Annotated in this window: 16 protein-coding genes; 6 read left to right on the top strand and 10 right to left on the bottom strand. The window is 35.2% G+C overall.

What is annotated here, in order from left to right:
* Positions 1-244: 244 nt before the first annotated feature.
* The 4 genes from NY607_RS16835 to NY607_RS16820 all read right to left on the bottom strand — a co-directional run bounded on the left by NY607_RS16835 (position 245) and on the right by NY607_RS16820 (position 4,466).
* A complete protein-coding gene (locus tag NY607_RS16835; RefSeq protein WP_004233452.1) occupies positions 245-1,726 on the bottom strand; it encodes a malate:quinone oxidoreductase in 1,482 nt (493 codons plus the stop codon).
* Between the two features lie 390 nt (positions 1,727-2,116).
* Positions 2,117-2,884 (bottom strand): nucleotidyltransferase domain-containing protein, encoded by a 768-nt coding sequence (locus tag NY607_RS16830; protein WP_131521763.1) that lies wholly within the window; start codon positions 2,882-2,884, stop codon positions 2,117-2,119.
* 92 nt (positions 2,885-2,976) lie between these two features.
* On the bottom strand, positions 2,977-3,912 hold the full coding sequence (locus NY607_RS16825) for a hypothetical protein (RefSeq protein WP_131521762.1): 936 nt from the start codon (positions 3,910-3,912) through the stop codon (positions 2,977-2,979).
* Positions 3,909-4,466, bottom strand: a complete 558-nt coding sequence (locus NY607_RS16820; RefSeq protein ID WP_259420033.1) for an RNA polymerase sigma factor — start codon at positions 4,464-4,466, stop codon at positions 3,909-3,911. The genes NY607_RS16825 and NY607_RS16820 overlap by 4 nt, the downstream gene beginning before the upstream one ends.
* 429 nt (positions 4,467-4,895) lie before the next feature.
* On the opposite strand from NY607_RS16820, the gene NY607_RS16815 reads away from it, so the two are divergent.
* Positions 4,896-5,387, top strand: coding sequence for a hypothetical protein (locus tag NY607_RS16815; protein ID WP_131521759.1), 492 nt, complete (start codon positions 4,896-4,898; stop codon positions 5,385-5,387).
* Between the two features lie 68 nt (positions 5,388-5,455).
* On the opposite strand, the gene NY607_RS16810 is transcribed toward NY607_RS16815, so the two are convergent.
* Both NY607_RS16810 and NY607_RS16805 read right to left on the bottom strand, forming a co-directional pair.
* Positions 5,456-5,728, bottom strand: coding sequence for a hypothetical protein (locus NY607_RS16810; RefSeq protein WP_131521758.1), 273 nt, complete (start codon positions 5,726-5,728; stop codon positions 5,456-5,458).
* Between the two features lie 175 nt (positions 5,729-5,903).
* Positions 5,904-6,110, bottom strand: a complete 207-nt coding sequence (locus NY607_RS16805) for a hypothetical protein (RefSeq protein ID WP_131521757.1) — start codon at positions 6,108-6,110, stop codon at positions 5,904-5,906.
* Between the two features lie 237 nt (positions 6,111-6,347).
* Between NY607_RS16805 and NY607_RS16800 the strand changes: the two genes are divergently transcribed.
* The 4 genes from NY607_RS16800 to gnd are packed head-to-tail and all read left to right on the top strand — an operon-like array spanning position 6,348 to position 11,402.
* On the top strand, positions 6,348-7,079 hold the full coding sequence (locus NY607_RS16800; RefSeq protein WP_131521756.1) for a GntR family transcriptional regulator: 732 nt from the start codon (positions 6,348-6,350) through the stop codon (positions 7,077-7,079).
* The gene (gene gntK, locus NY607_RS16795) at positions 7,072-8,613 is read left to right on the top strand and encodes a gluconokinase (protein WP_259420032.1); all 1,542 of its coding nucleotides are present in this window, start codon (positions 7,072-7,074) and stop codon (positions 8,611-8,613) included. The genes NY607_RS16800 and gntK overlap by 8 nt, the downstream gene beginning before the upstream one ends.
* 15 nt (positions 8,614-8,628) lie before the next feature.
* Positions 8,629-9,975: a GntP family permease gene (locus NY607_RS16790; protein ID WP_131521754.1), complete on the top strand. Its 1,347-nt coding sequence runs from the start codon at positions 8,629-8,631 to the stop codon at positions 9,973-9,975.
* A 26-nt stretch (positions 9,976-10,001) separates the two neighbouring features.
* Positions 10,002-11,402 carry a decarboxylating NADP(+)-dependent phosphogluconate dehydrogenase gene (gene gnd, locus NY607_RS16785; RefSeq protein ID WP_131521753.1) on the top strand — a complete coding sequence of 467 codons (1,401 nt, stop codon included), beginning with the start codon at positions 10,002-10,004 and terminating at the stop codon, positions 11,400-11,402.
* Positions 11,403-11,455: 53 nt separating this feature from the next.
* Here the strand turns inward: gnd and NY607_RS16780 are convergent, their stop codons facing one another.
* On the bottom strand, positions 11,456-13,000 hold the full coding sequence (locus NY607_RS16780; RefSeq protein WP_237898939.1) for a histidine kinase N-terminal 7TM domain-containing diguanylate cyclase: 1,545 nt from the start codon (positions 12,998-13,000) through the stop codon (positions 11,456-11,458).
* A 95-nt stretch (positions 13,001-13,095) separates the two neighbouring features.
* On the opposite strand from NY607_RS16780, the gene NY607_RS16775 reads away from it, so the two are divergent.
* Entirely contained in the window at positions 13,096-13,428 is a 333-nt protein-coding gene (locus tag NY607_RS16775) for a BRCT domain-containing protein (RefSeq protein WP_131521751.1), read from the top strand.
* 48 nt (positions 13,429-13,476) lie between these two features.
* On the opposite strand, the gene NY607_RS16770 is transcribed toward NY607_RS16775, so the two are convergent.
* The 3 genes from NY607_RS16770 to NY607_RS16760 all read right to left on the bottom strand — a co-directional run bounded on the left by NY607_RS16770 (position 13,477) and on the right by NY607_RS16760 (position 15,984).
* Complete coding sequence (locus NY607_RS16770) at positions 13,477-14,565, bottom strand: DUF4179 domain-containing protein (protein ID WP_259420031.1); 1,089 nt, start codon at positions 14,563-14,565, stop codon at positions 13,477-13,479.
* Positions 14,562-15,116, bottom strand: a complete 555-nt coding sequence (locus tag NY607_RS16765; protein WP_259420030.1) for a sigma-70 family RNA polymerase sigma factor — start codon at positions 15,114-15,116, stop codon at positions 14,562-14,564. The genes NY607_RS16770 and NY607_RS16765 overlap by 4 nt, the downstream gene beginning before the upstream one ends.
* Before the next feature lie 193 nt (positions 15,117-15,309).
* The gene (locus tag NY607_RS16760; protein WP_259420029.1) at positions 15,310-15,984 is read right to left on the bottom strand and encodes a peptidylprolyl isomerase; all 675 of its coding nucleotides are present in this window, start codon (positions 15,982-15,984) and stop codon (positions 15,310-15,312) included.
* Between the last annotated feature and the right edge of the window lie 375 nt (positions 15,985-16,359).

The raw sequence follows: 16,359 nt of genomic DNA, 5'->3' as shown, positions 1-16,359 counted from the left end.
TAGATTAGCTCCCTTCTTATTGTATATACAAAGTATAGAAAACTACCATCTTTATCACAATGGGACATAAAGCTATAGTGTCATAAAATAAAGGGCAAGATTTATAGCAAATTTGATGGTTCTTTTATTAAAAAGAAGGCAATTGAATTTAAAATTTCCCAGGAAAGAATTTATTCAAATTAAAAAGAGCTCTCAATCAGAATAGATTGAGAGCTCTTTCTTAAACGCTTACCATGACTTATTTTTATTTTAAGCCAAGTGCTTTATCTGTTGTTGCATTTATTTCTTTTAGAAGCTCAGGGTTTTCTGCTAATGATAGACCATAAGATGGAATCATTTCTTTAATTTTTGGTTCCCACTCCTTGATATGTTGAGGGAAACATTTATTAAGAACCTCAAGCATAACATGTACAGCCGTAGATGCACCTGGTGAAGCTCCTAGTAAAGCTGCAATCGAGCCATCAGAAGCACTTACAACTTCTGTACCGAATTGAAGTGTTCCTTTACCGCCAGCTTCTGTATCTTTAATTACTTGTACACGTTGTCCAGCTACGATAATATCCCAATCATCACTTTTTGCATTTGGAATGAACTCACGTAACTCTTCCATACGTTGTTCTTTTGAAAGCATAAGCTGTTGGATTAAATACTTTGTTAAGCCCATCTCTTTCACGCCCGCAGCTAATAAAGTTGTGATATTATGCGGTTTTACAGAAGCAAATAAATCCATATTTGAACCTGTTTTTAAGAACTTAGGAGAGAAACCTGCGAACGGTCCAAATAGTAATGATTTCTTGTTATCAATATAACGTGTGTCAAGATGCGGAACCGACATTGGTGGAGCACCAACTTTTGCTTTTCCGTATACTTTTGCATGATGTTGTTCAGCTATTTCTGGATTATTACATGCTAAGAATAAACCGCTAATTGGGAATCCACCAATATGTTTCCCTTCAGGAATACCTGATTTTTGTAGTAATTCTAAGCTTCCTCCACCAGCTCCAAGGAAGACAAATTTTGCTGAATGATATTCCATTTTACAGCCATCTAAATCGTGCACACGTACTTCCCATGTACCATCACTAGCTTGTTTTAAACTTTCAACACTATGGTTATAGTTAACATCTACATCTTTTGCTTTTAAATGATCAATTAACATACGTGTTAAAGCACCAAAGTTAACATCTGTACCAGTGTCAATTTTCGTTGCAGCAATGTCTTCACCAGCAGGACGATTTTCCATAATAAGTGGAATCCATTTTTTTAGTGTTTCAGGGTCATTAGAAAATTCCATTCCTTCAAATAAAGGATTTTTTGTCATCGTTTCATGGCGTTTCTTTAGAAACTCAACATTTTCTTTCCCTTGTACTAAACTCATATGTGGTAAAGGCATAATGAAGTCTTGTGGATTATTGATCAGCTTATTGTTTACAAGATACGACCAAAACTGTCTTGAAACATGGAACTGTTCATTAACATTAATCGCTTTTTTGATATCGATTGATCCGTCTTTTTTCTCTGATGTGTAGTTCAGCTCACATAATGCAGCATGTCCAGTTCCCGCATTGTTTAATTCGTGAGAACTTTCCTCGCCTGCTTTTTCAAGCTTTTCAAACACTGTAATTTTCCAATCTGGTGCTAATTCTTTGAGTAATGTTCCCAAAGTTGCACTCATGATTCCGGCACCAATTAAGATAACATCTGATTTAATTTGTCTGTTACTCATTTTTACCTTCCTTATATGTTAAGATTTGCAGAAAGGATGTAAGCACTCCCACTTTAGAAGTACTGTAGCCATGGAGCAACCTCGGAGCACACCATTTCTGTATCAATTATTACCTTATTGCAGTTTATCACAATTAGTTCAAGAATAAAATATCAACTATTTATATGAGAGTTATCAGCTTTTTTCGAGCCTTTCCAATCATAATTCAAGCAAAAAAATCACTTTTTGTTCTAGATAAAAATTGAATTATTTAAGCTTATTTGGAATAATCGGCCTAAAAATGGTTGACATTTTCATAAAAAATAGGTTCTTTTTATTATTATATCTGTATAATAACATATAAATATGAAGCTCGTCTTGTATCTGAACTAACTTTTCTTACCTCAAAGATTAACTTTCGATTGGGCTTTTTATATGCCAGCCATCTATTTGAAAACCGCCCATTTGTATGAACACATACCTTACTACTGCTTCATATGACGCCATCATCTTTTCAGCATTGTCCTCATGCATTGCTCTCATAAAAATTTCTCTAAAGTCCTCATCTGGAAATGCTGACTTACTATATTTTTGCAGGTAAATTGGATCTTCAAGATAGGCATAGATTTGATAAAAGGGTATCGTTTCATGGTTTAAAAACTGACTGTACACCAAAAATAAATTGGCTAATGAGTTATGGTAGGTAAAGGAAAAGTCCATTCTATCCTGCTCATAACAATCCTTTAAATTATCTAGTGTATCCCACAATTCATATTTTTTTATTTCTAAGACCGTTTTATTCATTGTTTTATACTTTTCTTTGAGCCATTCCTCTGCTTCAAATTTTAAATCTTTTATTATTCCAGTATAATCAAATAAAATTCTACCTGTTTTAAATTGGACCATCGACATGGTTCTTCTTTTGTTAAAATCATCTTGAAAATACCCACGAATTTGACTTGGTGGATTCGCAAAGTATTCAATTAAAAAACCATCAATAACGCGATTCCCTCTTTCCCTCCATCCCACATTATCTGCCAAAATAATATGGACATCGATATCAGAGCGCTTAGAAGGATTTCCAGTAATATAGCTCCCACATACGAGCGCTCCTACAACTTCCTCTTTATCTTGCCATTCTTTCAGGAACGTTTCTAAGGCTATTTTCCATTTTGCCATTGATCATTCACTCCCTTTTTAATTGATTTATTTCTATAATACTATTGAAAAAACAGAAAACCTCTAATACGTTTTCTGTTTTTATCTACTTCTTATTTAATTTCTTTAACAGTTAATTTCTTTTGGCTAACTTCATAAGTGACTACCACGTTTTTAATAATCGCCGTATCATCATAGGAGAGACTAGCTTCAAATTCTATGGTAGCATCTCCCTTCCATCTAAGATGATCCACATAGCTATAGTTTTCATGATCTGTTCGAATCCAAGTATCTAACCCTTGCTCAGCACCATATTTAACCCTTGAAGATTCTACTAACTCTGGGCTTACCATTCGCTCTTCCACATTGATGACTTCAACAAATTCACTTTTATTAGAGTTCGTGACAATAGTAATTAATTTCTGATCAGGTGAAGGAATTATCTCTTTAATATACATTGATGGACTGGAGAAGCTAGAATATGCCTCTAGCACATCATCTTTTATACGCCAAAGAACATTTTGGCTTCCGTAATCTGAATAATTATTGAATAAAGTAAAGAAGACGCTCCCATCTGCTAATTTATATACCTGCTGACTTTTAAAGCTTCCCGATAAAATATCGACAGCAAAAATAGCCGAATTTGCAATTTTTTTGTTATCACTTTGTATAAATGGCTGAATAGCCTTTAACGCCTTATTTCTCAACTTTTCATCATTATAGCTCTCTACTAGTCTATTTATTGCAATATAGATATACTCCTCTTTGTCACTATCTAGAGCTTTTAGAAATTTATCTGCATCATATTTTGTAGCTGGCATTAGTTCCATATCCTCTGCTGATAAATAACGAATATAAAGCTCATTATTTTGGTGTTTATAGTAAGCTGCTGCTATTGTGGCAGTAGAAACTGAGCTTACGATCATCATACTTATTACCACAGCGAGCCATTTTTTAGAAAAACTTTTCTTCTTTACTTCATAGTTGGCGGCTTCAATTAATTCTTCCTCTATAAATCCAATTTCACGATATAACTCCTCTTTTTTCATATATATAATCCCTCGCTTTCCAAATAAAATCTTAGTTTATTACGTGTCCTAAATAAGTTGGACTTAACTTTACTACTACTCATTTGAAAGTGTAAGGAAATATCTTTTATAGAATAGGAGTACCAATATCGTTGAATAAATATATTTCTAGATTGTTCATCTAAGGTATATAAAAATCGGCTAATGTATTGAGCAAGTTCACCCGCTTCATAGGATGTTTCTACCGTATGAGAAGAAGCTAGACATTCTTCCAGCTCTGTGAGAATGACCTCAAACTCATTGTTTCTCTTTTTGGCTGTATTATAGCTATGCTTATCAAGTGCAATATTACGTATGATTCTCCCTAAAAAAATAGATAGTTTTCTTGGTATCTGTGGAGGGATTGTGTTCCATGCAGCTAGGTAGGCATCATTCTCACATTCTTCAACATCCCTCAAATTTGCCAAGATTCTTCTTGCTATTACTCTACAATATGCTCCATATTTTTTCCTTGTTTCCAAAATAGCCTGCTGTGAGCGTTGTATGTATAAAGCAACTATTTTTTCATCGTCCATTTGCATTTTCTCCTTTTAGGTACTCTTACTTATAAAGTAGATAATCCAAACAATTGGTTGCATGTTGTGACAAAAAATCTGCTAATGAAAAAACCGCACTCTTTTAGGTACGGTTCTCCACATTTCAAAATAAATTAGATAAAAATATTTGTATTGATGTAGGTAATAGCTGAAAGAATAATCCCTCATATTTAATATCCAGTATACCAGCGACGACAATAACAACAAAAATTAACAATAGAAAGATTCTCTTATTTTTAGAAATCCAATTCAATAGATGCCACTCCTCTGATCTAATCGTTAGCATGTTAAGTATAAGTCGATTGCTATCAAATAGCATCCTATTAATCGTCTGTCACCTAATTTTACAATGCTACATAAATTAAAATGATACGCTAAAAACGAGAAATATGTAAGAAGGGAATGGGTATGGTCAATTTTAAATCTTTTCGAGGTGTTATCACTCAAATCAATGATTTTCCTGTTGGACAAAACGGAGATAAGAACGGTTGTTATAAAATAATGACCTTAGAAGATGGTGCTGGTGGGGTCGTCAATTTTATTATTTCTCCCTCCACCTATTTTGTTAATCGTGAAATTGTCACAACTGGTGAATGGGTAACAGGATATTATGATGGAGATGCACCTGTACCGATGATTTACCCGCCACAATACCGTGCTTTAATTATTGTAAAAGAAAGCAACTATCATAATGTAAAGGTAGATTTCTTTAATCAACAATTACTGAGTAGTGATGGACAATTACAATTAAACCTTTCTCCTACTACGATTATTTCACTTAAAAATGGGCAGCCTTTTACCAATAGTCCTGCCAATCGAAACCTCATTGTTGTTTATGGCCCTACCACTAGGAGTATTCCTGCTCAAACTACTCCCTACGAAATCATTGTTTGGTGTTAATTTAATCACATTTAAACAACGGCTTAAACCTCACTACGTGAATTTAAGCCGTTGTTGACTGTTATTCATTATTCATTATCATTTTTCATTTCATGTAATTGTTGTTTAATCTGCTCTAGATATTCTTTATTTTGCTGAACCGTATCCAAATGCTCACCATATTGTTCTGCATTGAAACGTGCATTTTCAGCATGCTTAATTTGATTAAATGCATGTTCTATTGCTATTTCCTCTGGATGTGATTTTGCATGCTTTAATAGACGATCCGCCTTTTGCACGGAGTTACTAAACAATGTGCTAGGATGATCCTGCTTCCAACTTGTATCGGAGTGCTTAGCCAATGTATATATCTTCCCTTCTTAAAAATGTTTTCATTGTTCTAGATGTAGTATTATGAAATGCTCTGATAATATGTATGGAAGAAAATAAACACAATATTTCCCAGGCTATAATCAAAGAACTAAGGCATATGCCTTAGTCCTTCTCTCAATGTCATGAATAGTTGTCAAATATAAATTAGTGCCATGCAGTCCTCTCACTGACTGGTTGCTTGATACCCGTTTTTCCTTTGGTTTCAGCAAAGTTATTGATTTGTGCTGAAGCTGAATCAAGCTCAAATTCAGCACCAAACTCCTCACGATGAAGTGTCTGACGCTGTTGATTTGTTTTATTTGCACTTTTCGTACCATTTGATCTGTTACGATTTGTATCCATATTTGACATAACCATCCTTCATCGATTATTTGAAAAGCTATAAAACCTTGTATAAGCTTTACGAACTTTTCATTCTAAAGTTTGTCCAAGGAGGAAAAAAGAATGTACATTAATTATTATTTTTAGCTAAGTATAGAGTTGAGGAATTTTCAATTTTTGATTGTTAGTAAGTCGCTTGCAATCTTATTTTCTTTCTGACTATAATACTTGTATACAAGTATACTCAAAATCAAAAAGGGTGATATTATGAGCGAATATAATGATTATTTATATCCACAAAAATGGCTTTCTAAGGCTTCTACAGGTGATCGCGTAGCCTATGAACTTAGAATGCGTATTATTTCAGGTTTAATTGAAAGCGGTACCATTCTTTCAGAAAACAAACTGGCAGCTGATTTTGAAGTAAGCCGTTCACCCATTCGTGAAGCCTTAAGAATATTAGCTTCTGAAAATATCATTCGATTAGAGAAAATGGGTGCTGTTGTCATTGGTTTATCTGAAAAAGAGATTGAAGAAATTTATGATGTTCGATTGCTGATTGAAACATTTGTGTTTGAACGTCTCATAAAAATGGATACAACTAGCTTAGCACTAGAACTTAGCAAAACATTAGAAATGATGAAAGTTGCCATTAAGTATAACGATGCAGACGAATTTTCTTATCAGGATGTTATGTTCCATGAGACAATTATTCGTTCCATCGGACATTCCTATATCACCATGATTTGGAATAATTTAAAGCCAGTAATGGAAGGCTTGATTTTACTATCTATGCGCATGCGCTTTAAAGAGAAATATGAGGATTTTACTCGTATTGTGAAAAATCATGAGCTCTATATTGACGCTATTAGAGCCAAAGATCGAGAGCTTATGATTCAATCCTTACATGAAAATTTTGATGATGTTCAAGGCAAAGTAGAAGATTTATGGCGGTCACAGCAAATGCTATCTAAAGGGGTTGAGCCACAAAATGACTAACTATATGTTAGGTGTTGATATAGGGACTACTAGCACTAAGGCCGTATTATTTAGTCAACATGGGAAGGTTATTCAACAAGAAAATATTGGGTATCCATTATATACACCGGATATTTCGACAGCAGAACAAAATCCAGAAGAAATCTTTCAAGCTGTACTACAAGCCATTACCAACATTATGAAAGTCCATTCAGATAAACCATTACTATTTGTTTCCTTTAGTAGTGCTATGCATAGTGTGATCGCTATGGACGAAAATGATCAACCGTTAACATCTGTCATCACTTGGGCGGATAATCGTAGTGAAGCATGGGCACATAAAATTAAAACTGACTGGAATGGCCATGAAATTTATAAAAGAACAGGTACACCTATTCATCCAATGTCACCACTAAGCAAAATTACTTGGCTTGTGCATGAACATCCTGAAATTGCGCGCAAAACGAAGAAATATATCGGTATTAAAGAATACATTTTTAAAAAGTTTTTTGATCAATATGTCGTCGATTATTCATTAGCTTCGTGTATGGGTATGATGAATCTCCATACATTAGATTGGGACGAAGAAGCTTTAGCTGTTGCAGGTATTGCGAAAGCACAATTATCCACACTCGTACCAACAACTCAACTATTTTTAAATTGCAATGACCTTTTAGCTAAGCAAATGGGTATTGACCCACAAACACCTTTTGTCATTGGTGCAAGTGATGGCGTGCTCTCTAATCTAGGTGTGAACGCCATTCGAGAAGGCGAAATTGCTGTCACTATTGGGACAAGCGGTGCTATCCGTACCATAATTGATAGACCCAAAACAGATGTAAAGGGTAGAATTTTTTGCTATGCACTAACAGAAAACCATTGGGTCATTGGTGGACCCGTAAACAATGGTGGTATGGTATTACGCTGGATTCGCGATGAGTTTGCCTCTTCTGAGATTGAAACAGCTAAAAGACTAGGTATTGATCCATATGAAGTGTTAACGAAAATTGCTGAACGTGTTAGACCTGGTGCTGATGGGCTGCTATTCCATCCCTATCTATCAGGTGAACGTGCGCCTTTATGGAATCCAGATGTCCGCGGTTCATTTTTTGGTTTAACCATGTCTCATAAAAAAGAACATATGATACGAGCTGCCCTCGAAGGGGTTATCTACAATTTATATACTGTCTATTTAGCATTACTGGAGTGTATGGAAAGCCCTGTCACTCGTATTCAAGCAACAGGCGGGTTTTCACGCTCTGAGATTTGGAGACAAATGATGGCGGATATTTTTGAATCCGAAGTGGTAGTACCTGAAAGCTATGAAAGCTCCTGTCTAGGCGCTTGTATTTTAGGCTTATATGCTACAGGAAAAATTGATTCCTTTGACGTTGTCGCTGATATGGTTGGTGACACTTATAAACATACGCCAATCGAAGAAGCAGCCAAAGAATATAGACAGCTACTCCCAATTTTCATTCGTTTATCTAGAGTTTTAGCAGATGACTATACGTCAATTGCTCAGTATCAAAGGAGCTTAATTAAGCCCGACTAAAGAGGAGGAGAATACATGCCATTAGTTATTGTAGGTATTGGTATTATTGCGCTGTTAATTTTAATAATGGGCTTTAAATTAAATACGTTTATTTCATTAATCATTGTTTCATTCGGTGTTGCTTTAGCTCTTGGGATGCCTTTAGATATTATCGTAAAAACGATTGAAGCAGGGTTAGGCGGAACATTAGGTCACTTGGCCTTAATATTTGGTCTTGGAGCGATGCTAGGAAAATTAATTGCCGATTCTGGGGGTGCACAGCGTATTGCCATGACCCTTGTGAATAAATTTGGAGAAAAGAACATTCAATGGGCAGTCGTAGCAGCATCCTTTATTATCGGTATCGCACTTTTCTTTGAAGTAGGTCTTGTGCTATTAATCCCAATTGTCTTCGCTATTTCAAGACAATTAAAGGTTTCTATTTTATATTTAGGAATTCCAATGACCGCAGCCTTATCTGTCACACATGGATTTTTACCACCACATCCTGGACCAACTGTTATTGCTGGCGAATTTGGGGCAAATATTGGTGAGGTGTTGCTTTATGGCTTTATCATCGCCATTCCGACTGTTATTTTAGCAGGACCATTATTTACAAAATTAGCGAAAAGGTTAGTGCCTGAATCATTCAACAAAACTGGAAATATTGCTTCTCTCGGTGAACAAAAAACATTTGAACTAGAGGACACACCGAGTTTTGGAATAAGTGTTTTTACTGCACTATTACCCGTTATTTTAATGTCCATTGCTACTATTATTACACTGTTACAAAAAACAATTGGCTTTGAAGACAATGGCTTCTTAGCAGGTATCCGCTTCATCGGTGAAGCTGGTACATCCATGTTAATTTCCTTATTAGTTGCCATCTATACAATGGGTATCGCAAGGAAAATTCCTATTAAGCAAGTAATGGAGTCATGTACAACAGCAATATCCCATATCGGTATGATGCTCTTAATTATTGGGGGCGGTGGTGCCTTCAAACAAGTTTTAATTGATGGTGGTGTCGGTGATTATGTAGCTGAACTCTTCCATGGAACTACCTTATCGCCAATTTTACTAGCATGGATTATTGCGGCTATTTTACGCATTTCATTAGGGTCAGCTACGGTTGCTGCTTTAACAACAGCTGGGTTAGTCATTCCAATGTTAGGTCAAAGTGATGTAAACCTTGCCTTGGTCGTGTTGGCAACAGGTGCAGGAAGCTTAATTGCTTCACATGTTAATGATGCAGGTTTCTGGATGTTTAAAGAATATTTTGGATTGAGCATGAAGGAAACATTCGCTACTTGGACCTTGCTAGAAACAATTGTATCTGTGGCTGGTTTAGGGTTTATTTTATTACTTAGTTTATTTGTTTAAAAAATGTTTAAAAAGGAGCAAGTACAATGTTAAATACAATTGGCGTTATTGGATTAGGTGTTATGGGCAGTAATATCGCTTTAAACATGGCTAATAAGGGCGAGCAAGTAGCCGTTTATAATTACACACGAGATTTAACCGACAAACTTCTACAAAAAGTTGAAGGACAAGCGCTTACTCCTTACTATGAAATAGAAGAGTTTGTACAAGCTTTAGAAAAACCAAGAAAGATTTTTTTGATGGTGACAGCTGGAAATGCTATTGATTCAGTTATTCAATCAGTAGTGCCTTTCCTTGAAAAGGGCGATGTCATTATGGATGGCGGCAACTCTCATTATAAAGATACAGAGCGTAGATACGATGAACTTAAAGCTTTAGGAATTGGGTATTTAGGGATTGGTATTTCTGGTGGTGAAGAAGGAGCTTTGACAGGACCATCTATTATGCCTGGTGGTGATCAAGAGGTCTATAATAAAGTAGCACCTATACTGACAAAGATTGCAGCACAAGTGAATGATACACCATGCTGTACGTATATTGGTCCCAAGGGCGCAGGACACTTCGTCAAAATGGTACACAATGGAATCGAGTATGCAGATATGCAACTCATTGCGGAGGCTTATACGTTTTTAAGAAAAAATATAGGATTATCCGTTGAGGAAATTGCTACTATCTTTGAAACATGGAATCAGGGCGAATTGAAAAGCTATTTAATCGAAATAACAGCTGAAATCTTAAGGAAAAAAGATGAGATAACAGGATTACCACTGATTGATATGATACTTGATAAAGCTGGTCAAAAAGGTACTGGGAAATGGACAAGCCTGCAATCTATAGACAATGGTATTCCTACATCAATTATTACGGAGGCCTTATTCGCTCGCTATATTTCATCATTAAAAGAGGAACGAATTCAAGCAGAGGCAATACTATCTGGACCAAATTATAAACAGCAAAATTTAGATAGAGATGTCTGGATTGAATACGTCCGCCAAGCGCTATATATGGGGAAAATATGTGCTTATGCGCAAGGATTTACACAATATAAAATGACATCAGAGCTTTATGAATGGCGTTTACCATTAAAAGAAATTGCATTAATTTTCCGTAGTGGTTGTATTATTCGAGCAGAATTTTTAAATGTTATTAGTGAAGCCTATCAAAAGCAACCTTCGCTAAATAATTTATTAATTGACCCATACTTTGCAGAAAAGACGATGGACTATCAAAATGGATTAAGAAAAATAGTTTGTGAAGGCATCCAAGCAGGAAACGCGTTCCCTTGCTTAAGTGCTTCTCTCACATATTACGATAGTTATCGAACAGGTTCATCTAATGCTAATATGTTACAGGCACAACGTGATTATTTCGGTGCGCATACGTATGAACGAATTGATGCACAAGGTGTTTTCCATACAAATTGGTAAGTAAAAAGCTAACATATACATCATTGCCTCAATGATTGTATATGTTAGCTTTTTTATTCTAGAAAAACATGTACTCGGTTACGTCCTGCTTGTTTTGCCGCATACAGTGCTTTGTCCGCATTGTTTAATAGCTGATACAGTGTCTCTTGTCCCTTTGTACCTTCTGCTACACCACAGCTAATAGTAGTACGAATTGCTCCCTCAGTAGTCATAAGTGGCTGGGATTCTACGCTATTACAGAGCAAATTAGCTAATGCTTGCCCCTCTAATAATGTAGAGTCCTTGAGTGCAAGAACAAATTCCTCACCGCCATACCGTGCAAACAGTTCTCCTTTTTTCAACACACTCTGACAAACCTTTACGACATGAACTAGTAATTGATCACCGATAGCATGCCCATACGTATCATTGACGTTTTTAAAATGATCGATGTCCATTAAAATGACAGTAAAAGCTGAGGATGATTCTCTTGCCTCGCTGTAAGCCTGATTACATTGTTGAAAAAAAGCTCGACGATTATAAATTTGTGTAAGTTCATCGTAAAAAGCGAGTTGCTCTAACTGTCTTTGTAGCTCCTTCAACTCTGTTATATCAGTGAAAATAAGTAATAACCCCTTACCATGATTAACATGTTGCAGCTCTGTAACACGCACTTGATAAGTATGATCAGAAAGCACCATCTCGATGTCTTGCGTATTCACCACTGCCTCCAATGTAAATGGCATCAATTGTCCAGTTACTTCAATCCATGTTTCCCCAATATCCCTACCAATCATGAATCTAGTTAGCTGAGGAAATACCTTGCTGCAGGCTTGATTAAACTCTATTAATCGAGCAGATTCATCTAACACAATAACCCCATCATTGATACTATGAAATATTGCATCCTTGGCAACAGGCATCACCCTAAATAATCGTGAGGAATTAATAGACCATAAATATAAAAATGAAGAAGCCCATAATACCATAGGAACAGGATCAACTCCTTGAGGTGTTAAGCCCAATAAATAGATGAATGCTGTTATCATAGGAATAAGTTGACCACACATTAAGGCAATTAATTGTTGCCGGTAGGCCTTAGTAGTCTCTTTCCAATGGATTAATACTAATAAGAAGGATACGAACATACAGCCAAAAGTAAATATGCCATGAATGATATACCATATACCAATTTCCTGATGAACATAAGGTGCCCCTAATATAGGATCTATTTCAAATACTCTATAATGAAAATGGTGTATATCATTTGTAGCAACCATGATTAAGCTAATAAATGGAATGGCAAGAAGAGCCATTATCTTTTTCCTTGTCAGATGAAAGCCTAGGTATTGCATGATAAACAATAATCCGAGAGGCGTTGAAAAAGCCATACCTACATATTGGATGGCCGTCCAAACCTTTATGGCACTCAATGTTGTAGCGATTAAACCAAAAGCAGAGGCAAAACAATATACCGCAATTAATGCGGTATAACTAATAAACAATTGAGCAATTTTTGTATAATTGTAGCGTTTTAGAAATACGTATAAACATAAATACAAATTTAGTACACCTGATGTACAGCTAAGAGTAATGAAAGCAGTCAATTGCGAATTCATGTCTATGTACCTCTTTATATTTTTAATTTTAATGTAGCATACATATAAAATTTTGTGGATTTATTTATCGATTAATTTTTTAAGGAGTAACGAATATGATCAATAAGAATAACTCAGAAATCATTTTCTTTTCTGATCCAGTTGAAAATCTAACCCACCCCTTTTATAACAAACAAATTGTATTCACAGGCGCCCTTTCTACCATGACACGATCCGAAGCCGCCAAACAAGTAAAAGCCTATGGAGGGTATTTACAGGGAGCTGTTACACAACATACTGATTTCGTTGTTCTTGGTAATAAACGTAGGGGTATAAGCGCCAAGCAGCATAAAGCTGAGCAGCTAATTCATCAGGGGCAAGACATTCAAATATTAATAGAAGATGATTTTTTATGGCTTATTTCAATCCCAAAGAAAGATGATAAGTAAAAGAGTATGTAAGGTTGTTCTTCTTACATACTCTTTAAATTTTTTACTTTATCGGAACGGTACAGCAATAGGCTTTAATGTATATGGCTCTTTTATCGGTTCTAATGCCCCTGTGCTATCCTTAATTTTGTATACACCTACTACAGGGGTAATCCTAATCGAGGTAGCTTGTTCATCAAATTTGTTTACAACAATACGTGGAAAATTTTCACGCCCTTTGAAATCTGTAGTATGACTAGTTCCTCTAAAATGAATGACATTATAATCATTCCCTAAATCATCTGTCACAATATAGTCAATGAAAACTCCTCGCCAAGCTTCATTTTCTTTTCCCACCAAGACTTCTTCGGAAAGATAAAATGTTGTAGCGATAGGTGTTTTCGTTATTTTAAAAGCTTCAATTTTTATACCTTCCCCTTCTGTTTTCATACTATCCTTTTCCACCCTTATTGTTTTACTTTCAAGCTTCTCTAAAGTAAATTCAAATGCCCAGTCCCCTGCTACTGAATTATTTACATTATTTAAATCAACAATTTGATTTCCTTGAAAATTAATGTGAACTTGCTCGGGCTTAGAGCCTCTAATGAGTTCAAAAATATGCAATACTGCATACTCATTGCTGTTTATCTTTTGAACCATATAATTTGTTGAATAGCCTCCATATCGATACCTATTTCCAAATTCCTTAGCAGTTAGTTCACGATTGTCACCATATAAAACTGGCCTTTCTCCTAAATCCTTTTCACTTTTAATAGTGTAAGCAATAGTAATATTTTCGCCATCATATACAGCATCTGTGACAGTGACTTCAACTTCATTACTTTCTTGGCTCACTCCAACACTTGTAGAATACTGATCATAATTGTTAAATACATACCTTTCATCATCAATAAACAATTCGAATATACTTCCGATAAACGGTAAATTTGCAGCAAATGTAGGAAACGTATAACCAAGTGTCATGCTGGATGCAATAAAAAAAGTAGCTGCAACAATAAAATTTTTAATGAAATGCCTTTTCTTTTTGACCCTCATGACATTTCTTTTCACTCTCTCTTTTTCAAGCGAGCTCACTTCCATCGGCTCTATATTTATATCAAGATTTAAATCATTAAATTGTTTATACAGCTTTTTCATGTCATACTTCCCCCCAAACGAATTTGCTGTAATCGTTTTTTCCCACGATATAATCGATTATCAATAGCGGCTTTTGTTAAACCACAATGAGTAGCAATTTCTTCGTTTTTCATATTTAAAAAGTATTTCATCGTAAAAATATCACGGTCTAATTGCTCTAATTGCGTCATCATGATGAGCACTTCCTCCGTTGTTGTCTTGATTAAGTATTCCTCTTCAGCCGATATTGCGGCTTCACCTGTTTCATTTAGCTCATAAAAATATGGCGTTTTAGACAACCTTCTTTGTTTCGAAATGGCTTTAAACTTTGCTATCGTGCAAATCCATCTTCTAAAATCCTCTTTATCGCCTCTAAATTGTTTAGCATTTTCATAAGCCCCTAGAAATGTATCACTAATACATTCCTCTATTATTTGAGGATCATTATAGGATTTTAGAGCATTATAAATAATCGCTTTGATAATCCCCATATATTCATCAATGACATATTGAAGTGCTTCTTCTCGTTTTTTCTTAAGATGTTTTATAAAATTTTCATCTGTTACCCTCATGCAAACACCCTTTCTTCCACAAACATAAAGGATCCTTTATATAAAACATCGCTCAATCTTAAATTTCTTCTCATATTACTCAAAAATATTTATAATTTCAATTTTTTAACAAATATAAAAGGCCAAATCTCAATTGATTTAGCCTTTTTAATGTTTATAGTATAGATTTTAACCAATAGCATTGGGACGAAAACTATTTGTTTACCTTAGGTGCTGGATAATCAAAGCCCTTTGTATCCACCTCTACCTTTTTCATCTGCTGATCTTCTAGTGGTTTATTTGTAGCATCTCGCTCTGCTCCAACAATGGCATCAACTGTTTCCATACCTGCAATCACCTTGCCAAAAGCAGCATATTTTCCATCAAGATGTGATGCTGCCTTTACCATAATGAAAAATTGTGAGCCTGCTGAGTTTGGATCATCTGAACGAGCCATCGAAATAACACCACGTTCATGCTTCATATTATTTTCAAATCCATTTGAGGTAAACTCACCATCAATCGAATAATCAGGTCCTCCAGTACCATTCCCTTTAGGATCTCCACCCTGAATCATAAAATCAGGAATAACTCGGTGGAAAATAAGACCATCATAGAATCCATCTTTTACTAAAGCAATAAAGTTAGCTACAGTATTCGGTGCTACAGTAGGCTCCAATTCAATAACAATTTTTTCATCATTGCTCATCGTAATCGTCACAATTGGATTTTCCTTCACTTTTGACGCATAATCCACTGCTTCTTGTGTTTCTTTAGCCGTGTTTCCCTCAGTTTTCTCACTATCCTTAGCTGTACCACAACCTGTCAAAACAACAATAATGGCTAGCAGAGATAGCATAAAATACAAACCTTTATTACGAACAAACATATCCTTTCAACTCCTCCTGTTAAGCATCCATTCATTATAAAACTATCCAAACTGTAGGACAAATCTTAATAACTTATAAAAAATGGGCATAGGTTCTTTAATCCTACGCCCATTTTATCTGAAGTCATGAGGAAACATAAATACATTAATGTATCATACTTCCTGATTATTCAATTCAATCTCGGTTCATTGTTCTTTTTCATAAATTTAAAATCACTACTAGGATATTCACACATGGATCACTTATAAATTTCTGACACTTTAAAAATGTCCACACCCTTTTAATAATCCGTATATACTCTTTTAATCTTCATTTTGTTTAATGAAAAAGATGTTTCTTTCATTAAATGTACAATTGTCTATAGTTCATCTATA

The sequence above is a fragment of the Lysinibacillus sp. A4 genome, assembly GCF_024919535.1.
GTDB lineage: Bacteria > Bacillota > Bacilli > Bacillales_A > Planococcaceae > Lysinibacillus > Lysinibacillus capsici.
Note: the sequence above shows the minus strand (reverse complement) of the source record. Positions and strands in the feature narration are given on the sequence as shown.